Here is a 23,047-nt window from a genome sequence, read left to right as displayed (position 1 = left end):
GGGCCTGCCGGGGGGGGGGGGGGGCAGCGGCAACGTGGATCAGACCGAAACCGCCTGGGCGACCCCTTCGGCACTGCCGAAAACCCGGCGGTAACGCGCGATCTCGCCCTGTGGTCCCAATGATTTCATGGGGTTATCAGACAATTTCACCGTCGGCTTGCCATCCGCGGCGACCGCCTTGCAGACCAGTGAGAACGGCGCCAGCGCGTCATTCGGGGCCAGCCCGCGGAAATCGTTGGTCAGGTAGGTGCCCCAGCCGAACGACACCCGCACCCGCCCGTGAAATCGGCCGTGCAATTGCTTGATGCGCGAAACATCCAGGCCATCTGAAAAGATAAGCAATTTCTCGCGCGGATCTTCGCCCATCTTCCGCCACCAGTTGATCACCGCCTCGGCGCCGGCCTCGGGGTCGCCGCTGTCGATTCGCATTCCCGTCCACCCGGCCAGCCATTCTGGGGCGTTGTCCAGAAACGCCTCGGTGCCGAAGGTGTCGGGCAAGACAATGCGCAGGTTGCCATCGTGTTCCTCCTGCCAATCCGCCATTACCCGGTAGGGCGCCTGGCGCAATTCGGCGTCGTTGCGCGCCAGCGCGGCGTAGACCATGGGCAATTCGTGGGCATTGGTGCCGATCGCCTCGATATCGCGCTTCATGGCGATATGGCAATTCGAGGTGCCGATGAATTTCTCGCCCAACCCCTCGATCAATGCCTGAACGCAACGATCCTGCCACAGGTAGCTGTGGCGCCGCCGGGTGCCGAAATCGGCCAGCCGCAGCCCCTCGATGCCCTGCAACGCCTCGACCTTTTCCCACAACTTGGTCAACGCGCGGGCATAAAGAACCTGCAATTCGAACCGCCCCATGCAGCCCAGCACGGCGCGCCCGCGCAGCTCCATCAGCACCGCCAGCGCCGGGATCTCCCACAGCATCACCTCGGGCCACGTCCCCTCGAAGGTCAGCTCGTACTGGTCGCCCACCCGTTCCAGGTGGTAAGGCGGCAAACGCAGGTTTTCGAGCCACTCCATGAAATCGGGGCGGAACATCTGCCGCTTGCCGTAAAAGGTGTTGCCGCGCAGGTAGGTCGATTCGCCGCGCGTTAGCGACAGCGACCGGATGTGGTCGAGCTGTTCGCGCAGCTCGCCCTCGTCGATCAGCCGCGCCAGCGGCACATGCTCCGAGCGGTTGATCAGGCTGAAGGTGACCACCGTGTCGGGCATGTTGCGCAGCACCGACTGGCACATCAGCAACTTGTAGAAATCGTTGTCGATCAGCGACCGCACCACCGGGTCGATCTTCCAGCGGTGGTTCCAGACGCGCGTGGCGATGTCGATCATGGCTGCCTCCTCCGGCTCTTGCGGCCAGCGACAGGCTTACGGCGCGGCGGGCGCGGGCGTCAATGGCGCCCCTTGTGCGGCCGGCGCGGCTGGCGTAAATCGCGCGCCATGTACACCGTTGCCGCGCTTTACCACTTCACCCGGTTCGCCGAGCCGGCCGCGCTGCGCGCGCCCCTGCGGGCGGTCTGCGCGGCACACGGCATCACCGGCACGCTGCTGCTGGCGCCAGAGGGCATCAACGGCACCGTCGCCGGCGACCGCGCCGGCATCGACGCGGTGCTGGCCCATATCCGCGCCCTGCCCGGCTGCGCCGATCTGGAGTGGAAGGAAAGCACCGCGTCCAATCCCCCTTTCCCCCGGCTCAAGGTGCGCCTCAAGCGCGAGATTGTCACCATGGGACAGCCCGGCGTGGACCCGCGCGCGCGGGCCGGGAGCTACGTTGCGCCCGCCGATTGGAACGATCTGATCCGCGCGCCGGACGTGGCGGTGATCGACACCCGCAACGCCTACGAGGTCGCCATCGGCACGTTCCAGGGCGCGGTCGACCCCGGCACCGACAGCTTTCGCGACTTTCCCGCCTGGTGGGAAAAGAACAAGCACCGCTTTCACAACAAGCGCATCGCGATGTTCTGCACCGGCGGTATTCGCTGCGAGAAATCCACCAGTTACCTGCTGGAACAGGGGGTCGAGGATGTCTACCACCTGCGTGGCGGCATCCTGAAGTACCTCGAAGAGGTGCCGCCCGAGCACAGCGCCTGGCGCGGCGACTGCTTCGTCTTCGATCGGCGCGTGTCGGTCGGTCACGGCCTGCGCGAAGGGCCGCACGAGTTGTGCCATGCTTGCCGCCGGCCAATCCTGCCCGCCGACCGCGCGCGCGCCGAATACGAACAAGGCGTGTCCTGCCATCACTGCGCCGATGAAACATCGCCGGATGACAAGACCCGCTTCCGCGAACGCCAGCGCCAGATCACGCTGGCCCAAGCCCGCGGCGAGAAACACCTCGGCGGGGTGTGAAACGCCGCACCGCCGTTAACCTTTCCGCAACCCTCCGCGCTTAAGCGTTAACCATGTCTTGCCACAGGGGGTCGGCATGGTCTCGCACGCTTACACGGTCGCGTTCGAAGGCGTCAGCGCCCGCACCGTCGAGGTGCAGTGCGCCGTCGCCCCAGGTCTGCCGGCATTCGCCATCGTCGGACTGCCCGACAAGGCGGTCAGCGAGGCGCGCGAACGGGTGCGCGCGGCGCTGAACGCACTGTCGATCGCGCTGCCGGCCAAGCGCATCACCGTCAACCTGTCGCCCGCCGACCTGCCCAAGGAGGGCAGCCATTTCGACCTGCCCATCGCGCTGGCGTTGCTGGCGGCGCTCGAAATCATCCCCGACGATGCCGCCGCGGGCACGACCGCACTGGGCGAGCTGTCGCTCGACGGCGACCTGGTCGCGGTCAACGGTGCCCTGCCCGCCGCCATGGCCGCCGCCCGCGAAGACCGCATGTTGCTGTGCCCGCGCGCCTGCGGGGCCGAGGCCGCCTGGGTCGGCGCCACGCAAGTGATTGCGCCGCGCGGGCTGGGTGACGTGGTGCGCCACTTCACCGGCCAGACCCCGCTCGCCCCGGCCGAACCGGGCGAGGTGACGCAGGACGCCAGCGCGCGCTGCCTGCGCGACGTCAAGGGCCAGGAACGCGCCAAGCGGGCGCTGGAAATCGCCGCCGCCGGACGCCACCACCTGATGATGGTCGGCAGCCCCGGCTCGGGTAAATCGATGCTGGCCGCCCGCCTGCCCGGCATCCTGCCCGACCTCACCGCCGCCGAGGCGCTGGATACCTCGATGATCCACTCGCTGGCCGGGCTGCTGGACGCCGGCGGCATTTCCCGCACTCGCCCGTTCCGCGAGCCGCATCACACCGCCTCGATGGCCGCCATCGTCGGCGGCGGGCGCAGCGCCCGGCCCGGCGAAATCAGCCTCGCCCATAACGGGGTGCTGTTCATGGACGAATTCCCCGAATTTCCGCGCACGGTGCTGGAAACCCTGCGCCAGCCGATCGAGACCGGCGAGGTGATGATCGCGCGCGCCAACGCGCATGTGACCTACCCGTGTCGCTTTTTGCTGGTCGCCGCCGCCAACCCCTGCAAATGCGGCCACCTTGGCGACGCGGGGCGCGCCTGTTCGCGCGCCCCCGGCTGCGGCGCCGATTACATGGGCCGTATCTCGGGCCCGCTGATGGACCGCTTCGATATGCGCATCGAGGTGCCGCCCGTCGCGTTCTCCGATCTCGGCCTGCCCGCCGCGGGCGACGCATCGGTCACCGTGGCGGCGCGCGTCGCCGACGCCCGCGCGTGCCAGCAGGCGCGCTTTGCCGACCAGCCCAGCGCGCATCTCAACGCCGATGCCGAGGGCGCGATGCTCGAGGAAATTGCCACCCCCGATACCGAGGGGCGCGCGCTGCTCGCCCGCGCCGCCGACCGTTTCGGGCTGACCGCGCGTGGCTATCACCGGGTGCTCAGGGTGGCGCGCACCATCGCCGATCTGGACGGCGCCGACGCGGTGGCGCTGCCGCACCTGGCCGAGGCGCTCAGCTACCGTCTGACGGGGCTGGGCGACGGCTGATCCAGCCCGCCAGCGCGCGCAGGGTCGCCATCGCCTCGGGCAGTAATGGCTGGAAGATCGGCCAGACATGGGGCAGGTCGTGGGCGAGTGTCACCTCGACCGGCACACCCTGGTCGCGCAGTCGCGCGGCCATGCGCCGCGTGTCGTCGCGCAGGATCTCGGTATCGCCGACGCACAGCCACACCGGCGGCCCGCCGGTGAAATCGGCAAACAGCGGCGAGGCGCGCGGGTCCTCGGCGCCACCCTGCGGCAGGTACATCGCCGCCATGTCATCCACCCGGCTGACCGGCAGCATGGCCTCGGCGCGCGCGTTTTCATGCACGCTGGCGCCGGAAAAGGTCATGTCAGTCAGCGGCGACATCGCATACAGCCCCCTTGGCACCGGCAACCCTTGGCGCAGGATCTCGCCCATCAGCGCCAGCGCCAGCCCGCCGCCGGCGCTGTCGCCGCCCACGATCACGCCGCCCGGCCGGTCGGCCACCGCGCGCCAGACCGCCAGCGCGTCCTCCACCGCCGCCGGAAACGGGTGCTCGGGCGCCAGGCGGTAATCAGGCAGGCAGGCCGGCACCCCCGCCAGCGCCGACAGCCGCGCCAGCATCGCCCGATGCGTGCGCGGCGACCCGAAGACGTAACCGCCGCCGTGGAAATGCAGCACCAGCGGCCCGGCCACGGCATCCACACCCGGCGCCGTGGCCCACTTGACCGGCACGCCACCCAGGCTGCCGGCGCTGAAACGGCTGCCGCGCGGGTCGTGAAAGAACAGCCGCGCATGGGCCTCGAAGGTGCGGCGCAGCGCCTGTGGTTCGTGGGCCCGCGCCAGGCGGGGTTTTTCGACCAGCCGCAGCCAGGTGTTCAGCAGCGGCCGCAACAGGCTCATGCCCGCCGCGCCTCGATCGCGTCCCAGATCAGCCCGGCCACGTTGCTGCCGTCGAATCGCTCCAGCTCCTGTATGCCGGTGGGCGAGGTCACGTTGATCTCGGTCAGGTAGTCGCCGATCACGTCGATGCCGACGAAAACCTGCCCCTTGTCGCGCAGAAGCGGGCCGATGGCGGCGCATATCTCGCGGTCGCGCGCGGTCAGCTCGGCCCTCTCGGCGCGCCCGCCCACATGCATGTTCGACCGCGTCTCGCCCACCGCCGGCACCCGGTTGATGGCCCCCGCCGGCACACCGTCGACCAGGATCACCCGCTTGTCGCCCTTCGACACGGCCGGCAGAAACTTCTGCACGATCAAGGGCTCGCGCGTGAACCCGGCGAACAGCTCGTGCAGCGAGGCAAGGTTGCGGTCGCTTTCGGTCAGGCGGAACACCCCGGCGCCGCCATTACCGTAAAGCGGCTTGAGGATGACATCGCCATGCGTGTCCTTGAAAGCACGGATGGTGGCCAGGTCGCGCGCGATGGTGGTCGGCGGCGTCAGTTCGGGAAAATCCAGCACCATCAGCTTTTCCGGGTAGTTGCGCACCCAGAACGGGTCGTTCACCACCAGGGTGCCCGGGTGGATGCGCTGCAACAGGTGCGTCGTGGTGATGTAGAACATGTCGAAGGGCGGATCCTGGCGCAGCCAGACGACATCGAAATCGGCCAGGTCCACCTCGGCTTCGGCGCCGAGGCCGAAATGGTCGCCCGCCACCCGCCGCACCGTCAGCGGCCAGCCCCGCGCGGTGATCCGCCCCTCCTGATAGGCCAGCATGTCGGGCGTGTAGTAGAACAACTCGTGGCCGCGCGCCTGCGCTTCCTCGGCCAGGCGGAAAGTGCTGTCGGCATCGATGTCGACCGGGCCGATCGGATCCATCTGAAAGGCGATTTTCATGTCGCGTCCCCCTGCGGTGTCGTCCATTGAATGGCGCAACCCACCGCCGGAGGCAAATCAGAAATCGCCGAACGCGTTCTCGATGATCCGGGTCTCGCCGCGCCCGTTGACCAGCGCGACATCAAAACGCATTCCGCAAAGCTGCCCGCCCCGGTCCTGCGCGGCATAGACGCTGGCAGCCGTGCAGATGCGCCGCATCTGCGCCGCCGACAGGCTTTCCGCGGCGCGGTCGAAATCGCGCGCCGCCTTGACCTCGACGAAAACCAGGCCGTCCCCGTCGCGCAGGATCAGGTCGATCTCGCCGCCGCCACCGCGCCAGCGCCGCGCCACCGGGCGCATCCCGCGCGCCACATAATCCCGTTCCACGCACGCCTCGCCGGCCTGCCCGGCAAGATGGGCACGCCGGCCCGCGGCGCGGCGCCGGGCGGCCGGTTCGGCGATGCCGGCGTCGGCGTCGAAATGCAGTGTCATGTCATCCCTTCCTCGTCCCGGCCGTTGCGCGATACCGCGCCGCTTGGTCAGTGTCAGTCACCTTGCCCCAGCCGCAGCGCCGCCTGGTAAACGCGGCGGCGCGGCAGCCCCGTCCGGGCAGTGACGCTGTCGACGGCATCCCGCAGAGAATGGGCCGCAAGCGCCGTTTCAAGCAAACGGTTTAAGTCATCTTCGTTAATATTCGCCGAATGCCCACGATCCACCAGCACCACGATTTCGCCTTTCACGGTGGCGCCGTCGTAGCGGGCGGCCAGTTCCGCCAGGGTGCCGGGGACGACTTCCTCGAATTTCTTGGTCAACTCCCGGCACACCGCCGCGCGGCGCGCCTCGCCCAGCGTCGCCGCCGCATCGCGCAGCATCGCCGCCAGCCGCTTGGGCGATTCGTAGAACACCAGCGTCGCGGGTGCCCCGGCCAGCTCGGCCAGCGCCGACTTGCGCTGCCCGGCGCTGCCGGGCAGGAACCCGGCGAACAGGAACCGGTCGGTCGGCAGTCCGCCGACGCTGAGCGCCGCGATCACCGCCGAGGGCCCCGGCGCCGCGGTCACCGCGTGCCCGGCCTCGCGCGCCGCGCGCACCAGCGCGTACCCCGGGTCGGCCACCAGCGGCGACCCGGCCTCCGAGGCATAGACCACCGACTTGCCCGCCGCCAGTTCAGCCAGCAGCCGCGGTCGCATTCGCGCCCCGTTATGGTCGTGGTATGACAGCAGCGGCCGCTCGCCCGGTGCGATGCCGTGGATATCCATCAGCCGACGCATGGCGCGGGTGTCCTCGGCGGCGATCACGTCGGCGCCGGCCAGCAGGTCCAGTGCCCTGAGCGTGATGTCGCGCGCCGCCCCGATGGGCACCGCCACCAGGTAAAGCCCGGGCGCCGGGTGTTCCGCTTGCCGATTCAACACTGGACCCGCCCCGCATGGTGTTTATGATCGTCCCGAACCCGCCGGCGCGCAGTGCCGCCGCACCCCGACGAAATCCGGAGGCCCCATGTTTGCCGTTTTGACCCGTGCCCGCAAGTCGATTGCCCTCCTCGTGTCGATCCTTGCCGTCGCCTGGGTGGCCGCCTGCCAGCCGGTCGCCCCGGGCATCGGCGTCGGACCCGGAATAGGCGCCGGGCCCAGCGTCGACGCCGACGCGCCGGTGCAGGTGGCGCTGCTGGTGCCCAGCGGATCGGGCAAAAGCGGCGACGCGGTGCTCGCGCAGTCGCTCGAAAACGCGGCACGGATGGCAATCGACGATTTGCGCGGCGTGACCATCGACTTGCGCGTCTACGACACCGCCGCCGCCCCGCAGCAGGCGCGCGCCGCCGCCGCCCGCGCCGTCGACGAAGGCGCGAAGATCATCCTCGGCCCGGTCTACGCCGAAACTGCCAACGCCGCCGCCGTCGCCGTGGCGCCGCGTGGTATCAACGTGCTGTCGTTTTCCAACAACACCACCATCGCCGGCGGCAACCTGTTCGTGCTCGGCCAGACCTACCGGAACACCGCCAACCGGCTGGTCAGCTTCGCCGCCGCGCAGGGGCGGCGCAGCATTGTCGTGGTGCATTCCAACGAGGCTTCCGGCCGGCTCGGCCTCCAGGCGATCTCCGACGCCGCGGCGCGATCAGCCCTGCCGCTGTCCGGCGCGGTGTCCTACCCGCTGTCGCAAGACGGGGTGATCGACGCGGTGGACCGCATCGTCGAGCGGGTCAAGGAAAGCAACGCCGACACCATCTTCCTGACCTCCAACTCCGCCGGCGCGCTGCCGCTGCTTACCCAGATGCTGCCCGAGGCCGGGCTCCAACCGGGGCCTGAGCTGCAATATGTCGGGCTCACCCGCTGGGACATCCCCGCCCAGACGCTGGATCTTCCCGGCGTGCAGGGGGGGTGGTTCGCGCTGCCCGATCCGCAACGGACCGCGCGCTACCGCGGCCGCTACCAAGAGGCCTACAGCGGCGATCCGCACCCGATCAGCGGGTTGGCCTATGACGGGGTCGCCGCCATCGGCGCGCTCGTCGAATCCGGTCGGCGCGACGCGCTGACCATTGGCGCTCTGACGCAGGCCGCGGGCTTCCAGGGGGTGAACGGCGTCTTCCGTCTGCGCCGCGACGGTACCAACGAACGCGGGCTGGCCGTGGCCCAGATCAACGACGCCCGGGTCGACGTGATCTCCCCCGCGCCGCGGTCCTTCGGTCGTGCCGGCTTCTGATCCGGCCAACGCCCCCACCTTGGCGCGCGACGGCCCGCCGCCGGCCGAGGATCTGATCTGCGCGCCCGAGGCGATCCTCGACTACGCCGCGACGGCGCGCGCGCTCGATGCCGCGCTCGATGCGGCTACAGGGCCCACGGCGGCGGGCGACGACGATGCCGACGCCGCTGCCGCCGCTCAGGCCGCCGCCGTCAAGGTGCTGGGCGCGGCGATGGCACGCGGCCGCGGCGCCATCGCCGACGCCTTCGCGCAGCGCCCTTTCGAGGCGCGCAAGACCACCCGCGCCTATGCCTGGCTGACCGATTGCATCGTCACGCTTGCGCTCGATCACGCGACGCGACGCCACCACCTGGACCCGGACGCAATCGCGCTGATCGCCGTGGGCGGCTACGGGCGCGGCGAAATGGCGCCGCATTCCGATGTCGACCTGCTGTTCCTGACGCCGAAATCGCCCTCCGGCGCGATCCACGCGGCGGTCGAATCGATGCTCTACGTCCTGTGGGATCTCAAGCTCAAGGTCGGCCACGCCACCCGCACCCTGCGCGAGTGTCTCAGCCTCGGGGCCGACGATTTCACCATCCGCACCGCGCTGCTCGAACACCGCTTCCTCGCCGGCGACGCCGGGCTCGCGGCGGATCTCGACCGCCGCCTGCGCAAGGATCTGTTCCGGGGCAGCGCCCGCGAATTCGTCGAGGCCAAGCTCGAAGAGCGCGACGCCCGGCACGAAAAGCAGGGCGGCCAGCGCTACATGGTCGAACCCAACGTCAAGGAAGGCAAGGGCGGGCTGCGCGACCTGCAGTCGCTGTTCTGGATCGCCAAGTACATCCACGGCGTGCAGGACGCGGCCGAACTGGTGCGGCTGGGCGTGTTCACCGCCGACGAATTCAACACTTTCACGCGCGCCGAATCGTTTCTCTGGGCGGTGCGCTGCCATTTGCACCTGATCACCCGACGCGCTGCCGACCAGCTTGCCTTCGACCTGCAGGTCGATGTGGCGGCGCGCATGGGCTACAAGGATCGCGGCGGTCGCCGCGCGGTCGAACATTTCATGCAGGACTATTTCCGCCACGCCACCGCCGTGGGCGACCTGACGCGCATCTTCCTGACCAAGCTTGAGGCCGACCACCTCAAGGGCGCGCCGCTGCTCGAACGCATCTTCCGCCGTACCCCCAAGGTGAAACCCGGCTACCGGGTGATCCGCAACCGCCTGGCGATCGAGGACGAGGCGGCGTTCCTGGCCGACAAGCTCAACCTGCTGCGCCTGTTCGAGGAAGGGCTGCGCACCGGCATGCTGATCCACCCCGACGCGATGCGCCTGGTGGCCGCCAACCTGCACCTTATCGACGACGACATGCGCCACGACCGTGAGGCGCAGCGCATCTTCCTCGACCTGATGCTGAGACACGGCAACCCCGAACGCGCCCTGCGCCGGATGAACGAACTGGGGATGCTGGCCGCCTTCATCCCCGAATTCGAACCCATCGTGGCAATGATGCAGTTCAACATGTACCACCACTACACGGTGGACGAACACACCATCCAGTGCATCCGCAACCTGGCCCAGATCGAGCGCGGCGAACTGGTCGAGGAACTGCCAGTCGCCAGCAGCATCCTGCGCGAGGGCGTCAACCGCAAGGTGATCTTCGTCGCCCTGCTGCTGCACGACATCGGCAAGGGCCGCGACGAGGATCACTCGGTTCTCGGCGCCCGCGTCGCCCGCAAGGTGGCGCCGCGGCTGGGGCTGACGCGCAACGAATGCGACACCGTGGAATGGCTGGTGCGCTATCATCTGCTGATGTCGGACATGGCGCAGAAACGCGACCTCAGCGACCCGCGCACCCTGCGCGACTTCGCCAAGGCGGTGAAGACCCGCAAGCGGCTCGACCTGATGACGGTGCTCACCGTGTGCGACATCCGCGGCGTCGGCCCCGGCACCTGGAACAACTGGAAAGCGATGCTGCTGCGCCAGTTGCACGCCGAAACCGCCCGCGCGCTGGAACACGGGCTGGAGGAACTCAACCGCGAGAACCGCGGCACCCAGGCCCGCAAGGCGCTGCGCAAGGCGCTCGCCGATTGGCCCGCCACCGAGCTGAAACGCGAAACCGCCCGCCACTACCCGCCCTACTGGCAGGGGCTGGACACCGCCACGCAGGTGGTGTTCGCCAACATGCTGCGCGACCTGCCCGACGCACAGGTCCGCATCGACCTGCACCCCGACGAGGACCGCGACGCCACCCGCGCCTGTTTCGCGCTGGCCGACCACCCCGGCATCTTCTCGCGGCTGGCCGGCGCGCTGGCACTGGTCGGCGCCAACGTGGTCGATGCGCGCACCTACACGTCAAAGGACGGCTACGCGACAGCGGTGTTCTGGATCCAGGACGCCCACGGCCACCCCTATGACGATGCCGGCCTGCCGCGCCTGCGCCGGATGATCGACAAGACGCTGGCCGGCGAGGTGGTGCCGGCCGAGGAAATCCAGAGCCGCGACAAGATCCGCAAGCGCGAACGCGCCTTCCGGGTGCCCACCTCGATCACCTTCGACAACGAAGGTTCGGAAATCTACACCATAATCGAGGTCGACACCCGCGACCGGCCCGGCCTGCTCTATGACCTTACCCGCACCCTGGCCGACGCGAACGTCTACATCGCCAGCGCCGTCATCGCCACCTATGGCGAACAAGTCGTCGACTCGTTCTACGTCAAGGACATGTTCGGGCTGAAATTCCACTCCGCCGCCAAGCAGAAAACGCTTGAACGCAAACTCCGCGCCGCCATCACCGAAGGCGCCCAGCGCGCAAGGGCCTGAGGGGCGCGGAATAAAGGCGTGGGCCGCCCGCCGCGCCGCGCATTTGCTTACGCAACGCCGGTACAGGCCGTAGAACCCGCCACCACCGCGGGTCCGGCCTTGCCATGCGCGGCCGCTTTTGCAGCGCCATTGTCGCCGTTTCGCCCCACCCGCCGGTACAACCCGTAGGCAGGTTTGGTACAGGCGGGGCTTTTCGCGGCGTGCGGCATCGTCTAATCGGGATGGGCACGCGAAACGCGAAGGATGCACCGATGAAACCCATCCGCCTGTTGTCGGGCTTCGTCACGGTGGGCATGTGGACCATGCTCAGCCGCATCCTCGGCTTCCTGCGCGATGCGATGATCCTGGCGTTCCTGGGCACCGGGCCCGCCTACGAGGCCTACGTGGTGGCCTTCCGCCTGCCCAACATGTTTCGCCGCTTCTTCGCCGAGGGCGCCTTCAACATGGCCTTTGTTCCCATGTTTTCCAAGCGTTACGAGGCCGGCGAGGATGCGCCCGGTTTCGCCGGGCAGGCGTTTGCGGGGCTTGCCACGGTGCTGCTGGCGCTGACGCTGCTGGCGCAGGTGGCGATGCCGTGGCTGGTGCTGGGGCTGGCCTCGGGGTTTGCCGGGCAGGCGCAGTTCCCGCTGGCGGTCGAATTCGGGCGCATCGCCTTTCCCTACATCCTGTTCATCTCGCTGGCGGCGCTGTTGTCGGGCGTTCTCAACGCCATGGGCCGTTTTGCCGCCGCCGCCGCCGCGCCGGTGCTGCTGAACGTGCTGCTCATCGGCGGCATGGCCGGGGCAGCGTGGCTCGGCGGCGACGTGGCGCGCGCCCTGGTCTGGACAATCCCGGTGGCCGGGGTTGCACAATTTTTGCTTGTCTGGCTGGCGGCCCGGAAGGCGGGGTTCACCATGCCCCTTTGCCGACCACGTTGGACACCCGCCATGGCGCGGCTGGTAAGGGTGGCCGTTCCGGCGGCGCTGGCCGGTGGCGTGGTGCAGGTAAACCTGCTGGTGGGACAACAGGTTGCCAGCTATTTCGACCACGCGGTCGGGTGGCTGTTTGCCGCCGACCGGCTGTATCAATTGCCCCTCGGGGTGGTCGGCATCGCCATCGGCGTGGTGCTGCTGCCCGACCTCTCGCGCCGCCTCAAGGCCGGCGACACCACCGGAGGCCGCGATGCGTTGTCGCGCGCGGCCGAAATATCGCTGGGCCTGACGATTCCGGCCGCAGTGGCGCTGGTGGTCATACCGCTGCCGCTGGTCTCGGTGCTGTTCGAACGCGGCGCCACCACCGCCGACGACAGCGCCGCGATCTCGATGGCGGTCATGGTCTACGGGCTCGGGCTGCCCGCCTTCGTGATGCAGAAGATCCTGCAACCACTGTATTTTGCACGCGAAGATACGCGCAGCCCGTTCCATTACGCGCTCGTGGCAATGGTGGTGAACGCGGCCGTCGCAATAGGCCTCGCCCCTTTCATCGGCTGGATCGCGGCGGCCATCGGTACCACCGTCGCCGGCTGGGCCATGATGGCGCAACTGGCATTCGGCGCCCGCCCCATGGGCGAGGTGGCGCGCTTCGACGCCCGGTTTCACGCCCGCATCTGGCGCATCGTCGCAGCGGCCTTGGCCATGGGCGGGGTGCTATGGGTTTCCATGGCATTGCTCAGCCCGTTCTTCGCGATTGCCGGTTGGCGCTATCTGGCACTTGGGGTGCTGATCGGCATCGGCATGCTCAGCTATTTCGGGATCGGCCAGATGATCGGCGCGTTCCGCCTGTCACAGTTCCGCCGCGCGCTCGGCCGCCGGGGCTGACAAGCGTGCGTGTCACTTGTGGCGCAGCTTGTCGCGCAGCTTCGCCCATCCCCCCGGTGACAGGAAAAACGACAGGCCGAACCCCGCCGCGAACCCGGCAAGATCGGCAACCCAGACGTTGCTGCCACCGAAGAGAAGCCCGAACACGAGCTGGATCGCCATGAGCGCACCGATCAGCACGAAGGCGCGGGATTGCTGTGCCCCCTCCGCGCCCAGACGCAGCCAAAGCAGGTAGGTAAACGCCCCAATCATGCCGTAGACCCCCGGGAACGCCCCAAAGAGCGGGATCTGATCATCCAGCAGAACGCCGTAAGCCAGGGCTCCGATCGCGCATGACCCCACGAAGACCGCCAGCGTCGCCAACTGGCTGAAGACATCCCCCACGAACTTGCCGAGCGCCAGCAGCATCCCGCCCGCAAAGAACGCGTGGATGAACGAGCCGTGCACGAACGGGTAGGTTACGAACCGTATCAGGTGCTCCGCCGGCCAGCGCCCGTTTGTCCACATCCAGTCGAAGATCACCGCCGAAAAGCCATAGTTCTGTATCGCCGCCACGCGCCAGCCCACGGCATTCGGTCCGCCGACAAACCCCTGTGCGCCAAGGGTAAAGGCCGCCTCGACACCGATGATCACGAAAAACAGCGCGATGACCACCGGCGCGACGGGGTTCACGGCCGGGGTCGGCGGGGTGGGGCTGCTCATCTCGCGGCTCTCCTTGACGGCGCTACGGGGCATGGGTAAGCCACCTCGACCGATAAATCCAGACGGAGATACCCCATGACGGGTGCGGCGCAATCGCAATCCAGCCCGAACGCGGCTTTCAACCCGCGGGTGTTTTCCGGGATCCAACCCTCGGGCGGGCTGACGCTGGGGAATTACCTTGGTGCGATCCGGCGTTTCGTCGACATGCAGGAAAGCGGCGTTCAGACGATCTACTGTGTGGTCGATCTGCACGCGATCACCGTCTGGCAGGAGCCCGAGGCCCTGCGCCGCCAGACCCGTGAACTGACGGCCGGCTACCTTGCGGCGGGGCTGGACCCCGAGAAATCCATTCTCTTCAACCAGAGCCAGGTGGCCGAGCACGCGCAACTGGCATGGATATTCAACTGCGTGGTGCGCATGGGCTGGATGAAGCGCATGACGCAGTTCAAGGACAAGGCCGGCAAGAATGCCGAGAACGCGTCGCTGGGCCTGTTCGGGTATCCGGCGCTGATGGCCGCCGACATCCTTCTGTACCATGCCACGCACGTCCCCGTGGGCGAGGACCAGAAACAGCACCTGGAACTGACCCGCGACACCGCGGCCAAGTTCAACCACGACTACGGTGTCGATTTCTTCCCCCTGACAGAGCCCGTCATCGAGGGCACCGCCACCCGCGTGATGAGCCTGCGCGACGGGACCAAGAAGATGTCGAAATCGGACCCGTCCGATGCCAGCCGGATCAACATGACCGACGATGCCGACACCATCGCGCGCAAGATCCGCAAGGCCAAGACCGACCCGGATGCCCTGCCCTCCGAACCCGGGGGGCTGGAGGGGCGCGCGGAGGCGCGCAACCTCGTCAACATCTACGCGGCGCTTTCGGACTCGACGATCGAAGAGGTGCTGCGCGACGCCGGCGGCAAGCAGTTCTCCGAATTCAAACCGATGCTCGCCGATCTGGCGGTAACCCGGTTGGCACCGATCTCGGAGGAAATGGGGCGGCTGATGCAGCACCCCGACGAGATCGACCGGGTTCTGGGCCGCGGCGCCGAGCGCGCGCGCGCGCTGGCCGCGCCGATCCTTGCCCGCACCTACGATATCGTCGGGATGGTCCGCAGCACCTGAACCCGCAAGACACGCGACACTGTCACGAATCCGTTGCACGGCGCTGGTATGCTTTTGCTTGAGGTCGTGGACCTGTCCGACGCGAATCTTTTCATCGCCGCGTGCCCCATGATTGCCACAAGTTCTTGCACGGCGTTGCATTTTCATGATCAAGGCCCCTGCCGGCCAACCCCGACCGGCAGGGGCCCATTTCCGCGACAGTTGCTTTACTCGGGCGCCGGCGCTGCTAAGGTGCAGCCATCGACCGGCAAGCAGAGGGCAGGGCAATGGCGACAGGCAAGAACATCCGAACCTATTTCCAGGGGGCTTGGCACGACGGCGACACGATGATAATGCGCGCTGCGGACCATGGCAGTTGGCTGGGCAGCACGGTGTTCGACGGTGCCCGCTATTTCGAAGGAATTGCGCCGGACCTCGACGCTCATTGCGCGCGGGTCAACCGCTCGGCCGAGGCGCTGATGCTGACCCCGACGGTGACCACCACGGACATGGTCGAGATCATCCGCGAGGGCCTGGCGGCTTACCCGAAGGATGCGCCGGTCTATATCCGACCGATGTACTGGGGCATCCATGGTGACGCGACGGCGGTCGTACCGCGCAGCGGCGAAACAGGCTTTGCAGTTTGCCTCGAAGAGATACCCATGGCCCCGGCCGAGGCAACCGTCACGCTGACACGTACCCGGTTCCGCCGCCCGATCCTTGAAAACGCCGTCGTCAACGCCAAGGCGGGGTGCCTCTATCCCAACAACGCGCGGATGCTGAGCGAAGCGCACGCCAAGGGCTTCGCCAACGCACTGGTCGCCGATGCCATGGGCAACGTCGCCGAAAGCGCCACGGCGAACATCTTCATGGTCAAGGACGGCGAACTGTTCACGCCGATCGCCAACGGCACATTCCTGGCCGGCATCACGCGGGCGCGTCATATCTCGAATCTCGCGGCCGAGGGGATGGACGTGCATGAAACCGTTCTGACCTTCGATGATTTCCATCGTGCCGACGAGGTATTCCTGTCGGGCAACTTCTCGAAGGTCACGCCGGTCACGCAGTTCGACGACACCCACTACCAGGTCGGCCCCGTCACCCGCCGCGTGCGCGAACTTTACTGGGACTGGGCCCATAGCGTCGGCTGAGGCTCCCCGATATTGCGCAGCGATGCGATTGGCGCCATGATGCTGGCCCAAGGGGGACCGGTCATGCGCAAGTTTCTGGTAGTGTTGGACGACAGCCGCGAATGCCTCAACGCGATGCGCTTCGCGGCGATGCGTGCGGCGCAAACGGGCGGCGGCGTGTCGATCCTCGCTGTGATCCCGCCAGAGGAATTCAACCACTGGATCGGCGTCGGCGACCTGCTGCGCGAAGAGGCGCGCGAACGCATCCATGCCCATTTCGAGGTCTTCGCAAAGTGGATGCGCGACAGGCAGAACATCGACCCCGAATTGGTGATCCGCGAAGGCGAAGCGGTGGACGAAATCCTGCAACAGATACAGGACGACCCCGAAATCGGCGTCCTGGTTCTGGGCGCCGGCACCGACAAGAAGGGGCCGGGGCCGCTGGTCACGCAGTTGTCGCGCAGCGCCGGCACGCTGCCGGTTCCGATCACGGTCGTTCCGGGCGAGATGTCCAAGGAACGGCTTGAGGCGATTACCTGAGAGCACACCCCATGCAATGGGTTAGAATCGTTCCAAACCTTGACTTCCGGGCAAGTGCGACGCATATCCCTAGCAAACGCGGAAAGGCTTTTGCCAATGTTCATCCAGACCGAATCGACCCCCAACCCCGCCACGCTCAAGTTCCTGCCGGGCCAGAATGTCCTGGAAACCGGAACCGCCGACTTCCCGTCGTCTGAAGGCGCCGAGAAATCGCCACTCGCGGCGCGGATCTTCGGTGTGCAAGGGGTGAACGCCGTCTTTCTGGGCACGGATTTCGTGACAGTGACCAAAGACGAGAACGTCGAATGGGATCACATCAAACCGGCGATCCTGGGCGCGATCATGGAACATTTCCAATCGGGGCAGCCGGTCATGGCCGGCGGTGCCGGGGGGGCCTCGGGCCACGCTGATCATGACGGCCCCGACGCCGAGATCGTTGGCCAGATCAAGGAGTTGCTTGACACCCGCGTCCGGCCCGCGGTGGCGCAGGACGGTGGCGACATCACCTTTCATGGCTTCGAACGCGGTGTCGTGTACCTGCACATGCAAGGCGCCTGCGCGGGCTGTCCGTCCTCGACGCTGACGCTGAAGATGGGCATCGAGAACCTGTTGCGCCACTACATCCCCGAAGTGACCGAGGTGCAGCCGGTTGCCGTCTGAGCCATTGGTCCTGGGGTTCGACACGTCGGCCGCGCACTGCGCGGCCGCTTTGCTGTCGGGCTCACGGCTGCTGGCGCATCGCCACGAGGACATGAAGACCGGGCAGGCCGAACGTCTGTTTCCCCTGCTCGAAGAGGTGCTCGCCCAGGCCGGAGCCACATGGCAGGATCTGTCGGCCATCGGTGTGGGTACCGGGCCGGGCAACTTCACCGGCATCCGCATTTCGGTGTCGGCGGCGCGCGGGTTGGCGCTGGCGCTGTCGATCCCCGCGATCGGTGTCTCGACCCTCGAAGCACAGGCTTTCGGCACGCCGGGCGTGGTGATCTCGACCGTCGCCGCGCCGCGCGATCAGCTTTACCTGCAAATCATCGGCGGCGGCGAAACCGCTGCGCCGGTTCTGGCATCCCTGGTGGCGCTGCCCCCGATCCCGGCATCGGCCGGGCCTGCCTGCATCGGGGCATACGCCGCGGACGTGGCCGCGCAATGTGCCGGAACGCCCCGGCAGGCGGCCTTTCCCCTGCCTGAGGCCATCGCCCGACTTGCCGCCCGGCGTCTGGGGCAGGATCTGCCCCCGCCCGCCCCGCTTTATATCCGGGGCGCCGACGCGGCGCCCGCGCGCGACGCCCCGCCGGTGATCCTGGCCGATGACGATTGACGAGATGGCCGCCATCCACGCCGCCGCCTTCGACCGCGGGCGGCCCTGGGGCGCGGCGGAACTGCGCGAACTGCTCCGCACTCCCGACACCTTCTGCGTAGAGGCCGGCAACGCCGAAACGGGACGCTGTTTCGCAATCGGCCGTGTTGCCGCCGGGGAAGCGGAACTCCTCACGCTCGCCACGGCGCCGGCGGCACGGCGCAGGGGGCTGGCGCGCGCCTGCCTGGCGGCGTTCCTGGCCGAAGCCGCCGCGCGGGGGGCGGCAGAGGCATTCCTTGAGGTGGCCGCGGACAATGCCCCGGCACTGGCACTCTACCGCGCGGCCGGGTTCCGGCGCGTCGGTCGGCGAGAACGCTATTACCGGCGCGCAGAGTCGGCACCGGCGGATGCCATCGTGATGCGGTGCGCACCCGCCTGAGGATGAGATGGCGGCGCGCAGCCGTCTTGCCAAGACGCGCGGCCCCACGCTAGGGATAGGTATGATGATATATCTTCCCATTGCCGAGGTCTCGGTCAACCTGTTCCTCTTGCTGGGACTGGGCACGCTGGTGGGGGTGCTCTCGGGCATGTTCGGGGTGGGTGGCGGTTTTCTCATCACGCCGCTCCTCTTCATCATCGGGATTCCGCCCGCCGTTGCCGTGGCCACGTCCGCCAACCAGATCGTCGCGTCGTCCTTCTCGGCGATGCTGGCCCACCTCAAGCGCAAGACGGTCGACTTGAAGATGGGGCTGGTGCTGCTCGCCGGCGGGCTCGTGGGCTCGGCGATCGGGCTGATGATATTCAATCATCTCAAGTCACAGGGACAGGTCGACCTGCTGGTGCGGCTTTGCTACGTGGTCTTCCTGGGCGTGATCGGTGCGCTGATGCTCATCGAAGGCCTGCGCGCGATCCGCCGCACGCGCCTTGTCGGCGCCCCGGCCTACAAACGCAGGCAGCGCAACTGGGTTCACGCCCTGCCCATCAAGATGAGATTCCGCACTTCCGGCCTCTATATCTCGGCGATTCCGCCGGTTCTTGTCGGCATTGCAGTGGGGCTGCTGGCGGCGATCATGGGGGTCGGCGGGGGCTTCATCATGGTGCCCGCGATGATCTATATCCTCGGGATGCCCACCAAGGTCGTGATCGGAACATCGCTGTTCCAGATCCTGTTCGTCACCGCCTTTACCACGCTTTTGCACGCCACGACCAACTACACCGTCGATATTGTGCTGGCGGTTCTGCTGCTCGTGGGCGGGGTGATCGGCGCGCAACTGGGCACGCAGGTCGGCACGCGCATGAAGGCCGAACAACTGCGTGTTCTGCTCGCGGCGCTGGTGCTGGTGGTCTGCGCCAAGCTGGGTTTCGACCTGGTCCTCAAGCCGGCCGAGCTCTACTCGGTCGCAACGCTGGACCGGCTTTGATGCGGTATCTGCTATCACTCCTTGCACTGTTCCTGGCCCTCGCCGCGCAGGCCGAACAGGGGCGCGAGGAGGTGGTTCTGGGACTCAGCCAGACGCGCGTCTCGATCAGCACGAATTTCGACGGCTCCGAGGTTCTCGTCTTCGGGGCGATCAAGCGCGAAACGCAGATCCCGCGCCAGCCGCTCGAAGTGATCGTCACCATCGCCGGCCCGTCCGAGCCGCTGATTGTGCGCCGCAAGGACCGGCGGGTGGGTATCTGGATCAACACCGCGGAAAACCGGATCGACTCGGCTCCCTCCTATTACGCCGTGGCCACATCAGGCCCGTTGAAAGAGGTTCTCAGGGACACCGAGGATCTGCGCCACAAGATTACCATCACACGGGCGATCAGATCGGTCGGGGCCCCTGCCGACATCGGCGATGCCAGGGTGTTCACACGCGCGCTGATCCGCATCCGCCAGAAGAACGGTCTCTACCAGACGCTTGAAGGGGCCGTGAAGGTCGATCAGCAAACCCTTTTCCGCACATCCATCGCGCTCCCCGCCAACCTGACCGAAGGCCCCTATCGGACGCGCGTGTTCCTGACCCGCGGCGGGCATGTGATATCGACGTTCGAAACCGAGATCGACGTCTACAAGGTCGGGATCGAGCGGTTTCTCTACAAGCTGTCGCGCAACCAGCCGCTGAGCTACGGGTTGCTGTCGCTGGCCATCGCCATTGTGGCGGGATGGACCGCCTCGGCGGTATTCAGGTTCTTGCGGCAGGGGTGATACGGCGGATCAGCCGCGCCCGATCAGGGGCATCCTGGTCGCCATCAGGGTCATGAACTGCACGTTCGCCTCGGGGGGAAGATCGGCCATGTTGAACACCGCACGCGCCACGTCATCAACCGCCATGGTCGGCGGCGCATGGTCCGGGTCGGCAGCAATGATCCCGTCCAGAAGCTCGGTCCTGGCATTGCCGATATCGATCTGACCGCAGGCGATGTCATAGGCCCGCCCGTCCAGCGACAGGCTCTTGGTCAACCCCGTGACTGCATGCTTGGTCGTGGTGTAACAGACCGAGCCCTCGCGCGGGGACTGGGCGCTGACAGACCCGTTATTGATGATCCGCCCGCCGCTCGGGCGCTGCCGTCGCATCTGGCCAAAGGCGGCGCGGGCGCACAGGAACATCGCGTTGAGGTTGATGTCGACGATCTCATTCCACTCGTGCAGATCAATCTCGTCGATCGGCGCCGCGCGGCCGAACCTGCCGGCATTGTTGAACAGCACGTCAAGCCGCCCCGCCTGCGCAACGAAGGCGGAAAAGGCCGCCTCGACGGCGGCCGGGTCGGTCACGTCACAGGGCAGGATCACCGCCCCGGAACGGCCCTCGGCCACCGTTTCAAGCGCCCCGGCCTGCCGCGCGATCATCCCGACGCGCCACCCGGCCTCAAGGAACCGCCGCGCGGTCGCGGCACCGATTCCGGCGCTGGCGCCGGTGATGATGATGCTTTTCACTCCGTGTCCGTCCCCTCTTGCTCGGCCTCCAGCACCAGCGGCGCCGGCGTCTGCGTGCGCAGGTCATCGACGCGCAGAGGCCCGGTCGGTTTCGCCAGCCTGTTGCGCACGACCCAGTAGAGCCGCGTCGATGCGCGCGTTATCGCCACATATGCCAGCCGTTTCCACAGTGGCTGCCCAGCCTCCGCACGGCCCATGCGCGCGGCGGCAAAGAGATCCGGCGCGAAAACCTGCACCTCGTCCCATTGCGATCCTTGCGCCTTGTGAATCGTCACCGCGGCACCGTGCAGAAAGGTTGCCCCCATCCGCGCGGCGAACGGGATGAAGGGTTCCTCTTCATCCGGCTTTTCGATCTTGACGATACTGGCGGCACTGAACGTGGGGTCTTCGGCGCCGATAACGTGCAGACGCGAAAAACCCGGTTTGCGCCCCGGGCCGAGGTAGATCACCTGTGCGCCCTTGATCAGGCCGCGCGCTTCCAGGTCAAGACGCTTCTTGCGATGCTTGAGGGGTAACTCCAACCCGTCGCAGATGAGCGGCTCACCCGGCAACAGGGCATCTTCGGGCGCATCGTGCACCTTGCGGAACGCATTGATAAGCCTGATCCGCGTCGCGTTTCGCCAGACCAGAACCGGGCTGCGCGCCATCAGGTCGACCTCGACGCGATTCGCCCACACCACGCGGTCGTCACGCTGCGCGGCGGCTTCGACCATGCGCTCGAAATCCTCGAATTCCAGGGCCGGGTCGCTCAGCGCATGGGCAAGGTCCAGGATCGGGTTGTCCGCCGCCTGCCGGTGTATCCGGCTCAACTCCAGCCGGTTTTCGGCCGGCAGCTTGTCGAATACCATTTCGCCGGATTGCCCCACCGGTGCAAGCTGCGCGGGGTCGCCGAACAGGACAAGCGTCGGGAATATCTCCTTCAGGTCGTCCAGTTGCCGCGCGTCCAGCATCGACGCCTCGTCCACCAAGCCAATGTCCAGCGGCTCGTCGCGACGCTTCCAGCCGGTGATGAAATCCGATCCGCGCAGGCCCGCCGCGGCCAGGGCACCGGGCACCGAGGCGTGCAGCTTGTAGAACGCAAGTGCCCGGTCGAGCGCCTGTTCGCTCAGCTCCGCGATTTCCGGGCGATCGCCCTTGCCGGCCAGCCATTCGGCGATCTTTTCGTATTCCGGGTCGTATACGGGGGTGTAGATAATCCGGTGAATGGTGGTTGCGGGCACGCCGTGCGCGCGCAGAACGCTGGCCGCCTTGTTGGTCGGCGACAGCACCGCAACTGTGCGCCGCTCCTTGCTGCGGCGCCCCTCGTAATCGCCCGAAACAGTTTCGACACCCGCTTGCGCCAGCGCGCGGCAAAGCGTGGACAACAGCATCGTCTTGCCGGATCCCGCTTTTCCCAGGACGGCCGTCACGCCGGACTTGCCCTCGTGCGGAGGCGTCAGCACCCCCTCTTCGATATCGACGCCCACGGATTTCAGCCCGGCCGCGATGCGGTCGTAGGCTTCGGCCTGATCGTGCGAGAACTGCAAGGCGGGCGCTGTCATGGCGCGACCCTACAGCGGGGTCGCGCCAAGGGCCAGAGCACGCAAAGGACGCGCCGCGCTGTTCAGGCCGTCATGGCAAGCGGCTGCGGGGACCGGCCGAACGCCTGATCGAACCACATCTGTGAAAGCTCCGGCGACAGGCCCGCCTGCTCGGCGACATTTGCCTGCGCTTCCTCGGAAAATTCCCACAGCCCGACGCTGATGGCATCGCGTCCTCGCCCCGAACAGCCCAGAACATCGGGGCTGGAGCCGATCCGGCGGTAGATACGCACCATGCGCGCGTCGAACACCCCGACGAAATGGCGCACACCGAAGTTCTGCATGATCTCGCCGCCGCCCAGCATCAGTGCCGCGGCCACCGATGGCGACGAACCGCGCGCGAGGCAAAAGCGGGTGCATTCCCAGATCAGCGGGCTTTCGATCCGCACGCCATCGGTCAGATCAAGGAAGTGATCGTTGACCATGCAGGGCCCTACCGTCGGCAGAAAGCGCATCGAGCCGCCATGTGTCCCGTCCGGACGCTGCCAAACAACGTAGAGCGGGTTCATGGCGTCGTATTCGTCCCGTTCGAACCCATTCTCATCGACGGTGACATCCCACCCGAGCCTGTCGCGGAACTGGTCCGCACGATCCCGGAACATCGTGTCGCGCAGCTTGGGGGCATCCCTGAGCTGGTCGGCATATAGATATCTAAGCATTTCCTTACCCTCAATCCTGACATCGTCGGATCAGGCTAGTCAGAAATGGTTAACGGAATCTCAACCTTAATGGGCGGTTAGCCGCGCGCACGCCGAT

General features: G+C 67.3%; 22 protein-coding genes. 13 read left to right on the top strand and 9 right to left on the bottom strand.

Annotated features, from left to right (window positions below; genetic code table 11):
• Window positions 1-39: 39 nt before the first annotated feature.
• Window positions 40-1,332: a nicotinate phosphoribosyltransferase gene (gene pncB / locus Q0L89_RS14085; RefSeq protein ID WP_296766353.1), complete on the bottom strand. Its 1,293-nt coding sequence runs from the start codon at window positions 1,330-1,332 to the stop codon at window positions 40-42.
• Window positions 1,333-1,440: 108 nt separating this feature from the next.
• Between pncB and Q0L89_RS14080 the strand changes: the two genes are divergently transcribed.
• Together Q0L89_RS14080 and Q0L89_RS14075 are read left to right on the top strand one after the other, a co-directional pair.
• Window positions 1,441-2,346, top strand: coding sequence for a rhodanese-related sulfurtransferase (locus Q0L89_RS14080; protein ID WP_296766351.1), 906 nt, complete (start codon window positions 1,441-1,443; stop codon window positions 2,344-2,346).
• 76 nt (window positions 2,347-2,422) lie between these two features.
• Window positions 2,423-3,937 carry a YifB family Mg chelatase-like AAA ATPase gene (locus Q0L89_RS14075; protein ID WP_296766348.1) on the top strand — a complete coding sequence of 505 codons (1,515 nt, stop codon included), beginning with the start codon at window positions 2,423-2,425 and terminating at the stop codon, window positions 3,935-3,937.
• On the opposite strand, the gene Q0L89_RS14070 is transcribed toward Q0L89_RS14075, so the two are convergent.
• The 4 genes from Q0L89_RS14070 to rsmI are packed head-to-tail and all read right to left on the bottom strand — an operon-like array spanning window position 3,903 to window position 7,134.
• A complete protein-coding gene (locus Q0L89_RS14070; RefSeq protein WP_296766345.1) occupies window positions 3,903-4,814 on the bottom strand; it encodes an alpha/beta hydrolase in 912 nt (303 codons plus the stop codon). The two genes, Q0L89_RS14075 and Q0L89_RS14070, sit on opposite strands and share 35 nt — an antisense overlap.
• Window positions 4,811-5,746, bottom strand: coding sequence for a glutathione synthase (gene gshB, locus Q0L89_RS14065; protein WP_296766342.1), 936 nt, complete (start codon window positions 5,744-5,746; stop codon window positions 4,811-4,813). Before gshB ends, Q0L89_RS14070 begins: the two co-directional genes overlap by 4 nt.
• A gap of 57 nt (window positions 5,747-5,803) precedes the next feature.
• Complete coding sequence (locus Q0L89_RS14060; protein WP_296766340.1) at window positions 5,804-6,217, bottom strand: YraN family protein; 414 nt, start codon at window positions 6,215-6,217, stop codon at window positions 5,804-5,806.
• 53 nt (window positions 6,218-6,270) lie between these two features.
• Window positions 6,271-7,134, bottom strand: a complete 864-nt coding sequence (gene rsmI / locus Q0L89_RS14055; protein WP_296766337.1) for a 16S rRNA (cytidine(1402)-2'-O)-methyltransferase — start codon at window positions 7,132-7,134, stop codon at window positions 6,271-6,273.
• 85 nt (window positions 7,135-7,219) lie between these two features.
• Between rsmI and Q0L89_RS14050 the strand changes: the two genes are divergently transcribed.
• The 3 genes from Q0L89_RS14050 (at window position 7,220) to murJ (ending at window position 13,021) form a co-directional block, all read left to right on the top strand.
• Complete coding sequence (locus tag Q0L89_RS14050; protein ID WP_296766335.1) at window positions 7,220-8,419, top strand: penicillin-binding protein activator; 1,200 nt, start codon at window positions 7,220-7,222, stop codon at window positions 8,417-8,419.
• Window positions 8,420-8,438: 19 nt separating this feature from the next.
• Window positions 8,439-11,225 (top strand): [protein-PII] uridylyltransferase, encoded by a 2,787-nt coding sequence (locus Q0L89_RS14045; protein ID WP_296766362.1) that lies wholly within the window; start codon window positions 8,439-8,441, stop codon window positions 11,223-11,225.
• Window positions 11,226-11,476: 251 nt separating this feature from the next.
• Complete coding sequence (murJ, locus tag Q0L89_RS14040; RefSeq protein WP_296766332.1) at window positions 11,477-13,021, top strand: murein biosynthesis integral membrane protein MurJ; 1,545 nt, start codon at window positions 11,477-11,479, stop codon at window positions 13,019-13,021.
• Between the two features lie 12 nt (window positions 13,022-13,033).
• Here the strand turns inward: murJ and Q0L89_RS14035 are convergent, their stop codons facing one another.
• Complete coding sequence (locus Q0L89_RS14035; protein WP_296766329.1) at window positions 13,034-13,723, bottom strand: rhomboid family intramembrane serine protease; 690 nt, start codon at window positions 13,721-13,723, stop codon at window positions 13,034-13,036.
• 75 nt (window positions 13,724-13,798) lie between these two features.
• On the opposite strand from Q0L89_RS14035, the gene trpS reads away from it, so the two are divergent.
• The 8 genes from trpS to Q0L89_RS13995 all read left to right on the top strand — a co-directional run bounded on the left by trpS (window position 13,799) and on the right by Q0L89_RS13995 (window position 19,982).
• Entirely contained in the window at window positions 13,799-14,848 is a 1,050-nt protein-coding gene (trpS, locus tag Q0L89_RS14030; protein WP_296766327.1) for a tryptophan--tRNA ligase, read from the top strand.
• Window positions 14,849-15,114: 266 nt separating this feature from the next.
• Window positions 15,115-15,978 (top strand): branched-chain amino acid aminotransferase, encoded by an 864-nt coding sequence (locus Q0L89_RS14025; RefSeq protein ID WP_296766324.1) that lies wholly within the window; start codon window positions 15,115-15,117, stop codon window positions 15,976-15,978.
• 63 nt (window positions 15,979-16,041) lie between these two features.
• A complete protein-coding gene (locus tag Q0L89_RS14020; RefSeq protein ID WP_296766321.1) occupies window positions 16,042-16,497 on the top strand; it encodes a universal stress protein in 456 nt (151 codons plus the stop codon).
• A 96-nt stretch (window positions 16,498-16,593) separates the two neighbouring features.
• Window positions 16,594-17,157 (top strand): NifU family protein, encoded by a 564-nt coding sequence (locus Q0L89_RS14015; protein ID WP_296766319.1) that lies wholly within the window; start codon window positions 16,594-16,596, stop codon window positions 17,155-17,157.
• A complete protein-coding gene (gene tsaB / locus Q0L89_RS14010; RefSeq protein ID WP_296766316.1) occupies window positions 17,147-17,812 on the top strand; it encodes a tRNA (adenosine(37)-N6)-threonylcarbamoyltransferase complex dimerization subunit type 1 TsaB in 666 nt (221 codons plus the stop codon). Before Q0L89_RS14015 ends, tsaB begins: the two co-directional genes overlap by 11 nt.
• Window positions 17,802-18,230 carry a GNAT family N-acetyltransferase gene (locus Q0L89_RS14005; protein ID WP_296766314.1) on the top strand — a complete coding sequence of 143 codons (429 nt, stop codon included), beginning with the start codon at window positions 17,802-17,804 and terminating at the stop codon, window positions 18,228-18,230. The genes tsaB and Q0L89_RS14005 overlap by 11 nt, the downstream gene beginning before the upstream one ends.
• A gap of 61 nt (window positions 18,231-18,291) precedes the next feature.
• Entirely contained in the window at window positions 18,292-19,212 is a 921-nt protein-coding gene (locus tag Q0L89_RS14000) for a sulfite exporter TauE/SafE family protein (RefSeq protein WP_296766311.1), read from the top strand.
• Complete coding sequence (locus Q0L89_RS13995; RefSeq protein ID WP_296766308.1) at window positions 19,212-19,982, top strand: TIGR02186 family protein; 771 nt, start codon at window positions 19,212-19,214, stop codon at window positions 19,980-19,982. Before Q0L89_RS14000 ends, Q0L89_RS13995 begins: the two co-directional genes overlap by 1 nt.
• Before the next feature lie 9 nt (window positions 19,983-19,991).
• On the opposite strand, the gene Q0L89_RS13990 is transcribed toward Q0L89_RS13995, so the two are convergent.
• The 3 genes from Q0L89_RS13990 to Q0L89_RS13980 all read right to left on the bottom strand — a co-directional run bounded on the left by Q0L89_RS13990 (window position 19,992) and on the right by Q0L89_RS13980 (window position 22,950).
• Window positions 19,992-20,711: an SDR family oxidoreductase gene (locus Q0L89_RS13990; RefSeq protein ID WP_296766305.1), complete on the bottom strand. Its 720-nt coding sequence runs from the start codon at window positions 20,709-20,711 to the stop codon at window positions 19,992-19,994.
• Window positions 20,708-22,252 carry an AAA family ATPase gene (locus Q0L89_RS13985; protein ID WP_296766303.1) on the bottom strand — a complete coding sequence of 515 codons (1,545 nt, stop codon included), beginning with the start codon at window positions 22,250-22,252 and terminating at the stop codon, window positions 20,708-20,710. The genes Q0L89_RS13990 and Q0L89_RS13985 overlap by 4 nt, the downstream gene beginning before the upstream one ends.
• A gap of 62 nt (window positions 22,253-22,314) precedes the next feature.
• On the bottom strand, window positions 22,315-22,950 hold the full coding sequence (locus Q0L89_RS13980) for an acyl-homoserine-lactone synthase (protein ID WP_296766300.1): 636 nt from the start codon (window positions 22,948-22,950) through the stop codon (window positions 22,315-22,317).
• Window positions 22,951-23,047: the final 97 nt, after the last annotated feature.

Source organism: Sediminimonas sp. (assembly GCF_024637375.1).
Taxonomy (GTDB): Bacteria; Pseudomonadota; Alphaproteobacteria; order Rhodobacterales; family Rhodobacteraceae; genus Sediminimonas.
The sequence above is the reverse complement of the archived record's forward strand: the minus strand, read 5'-3'. Positions and strand labels throughout refer to the sequence as shown.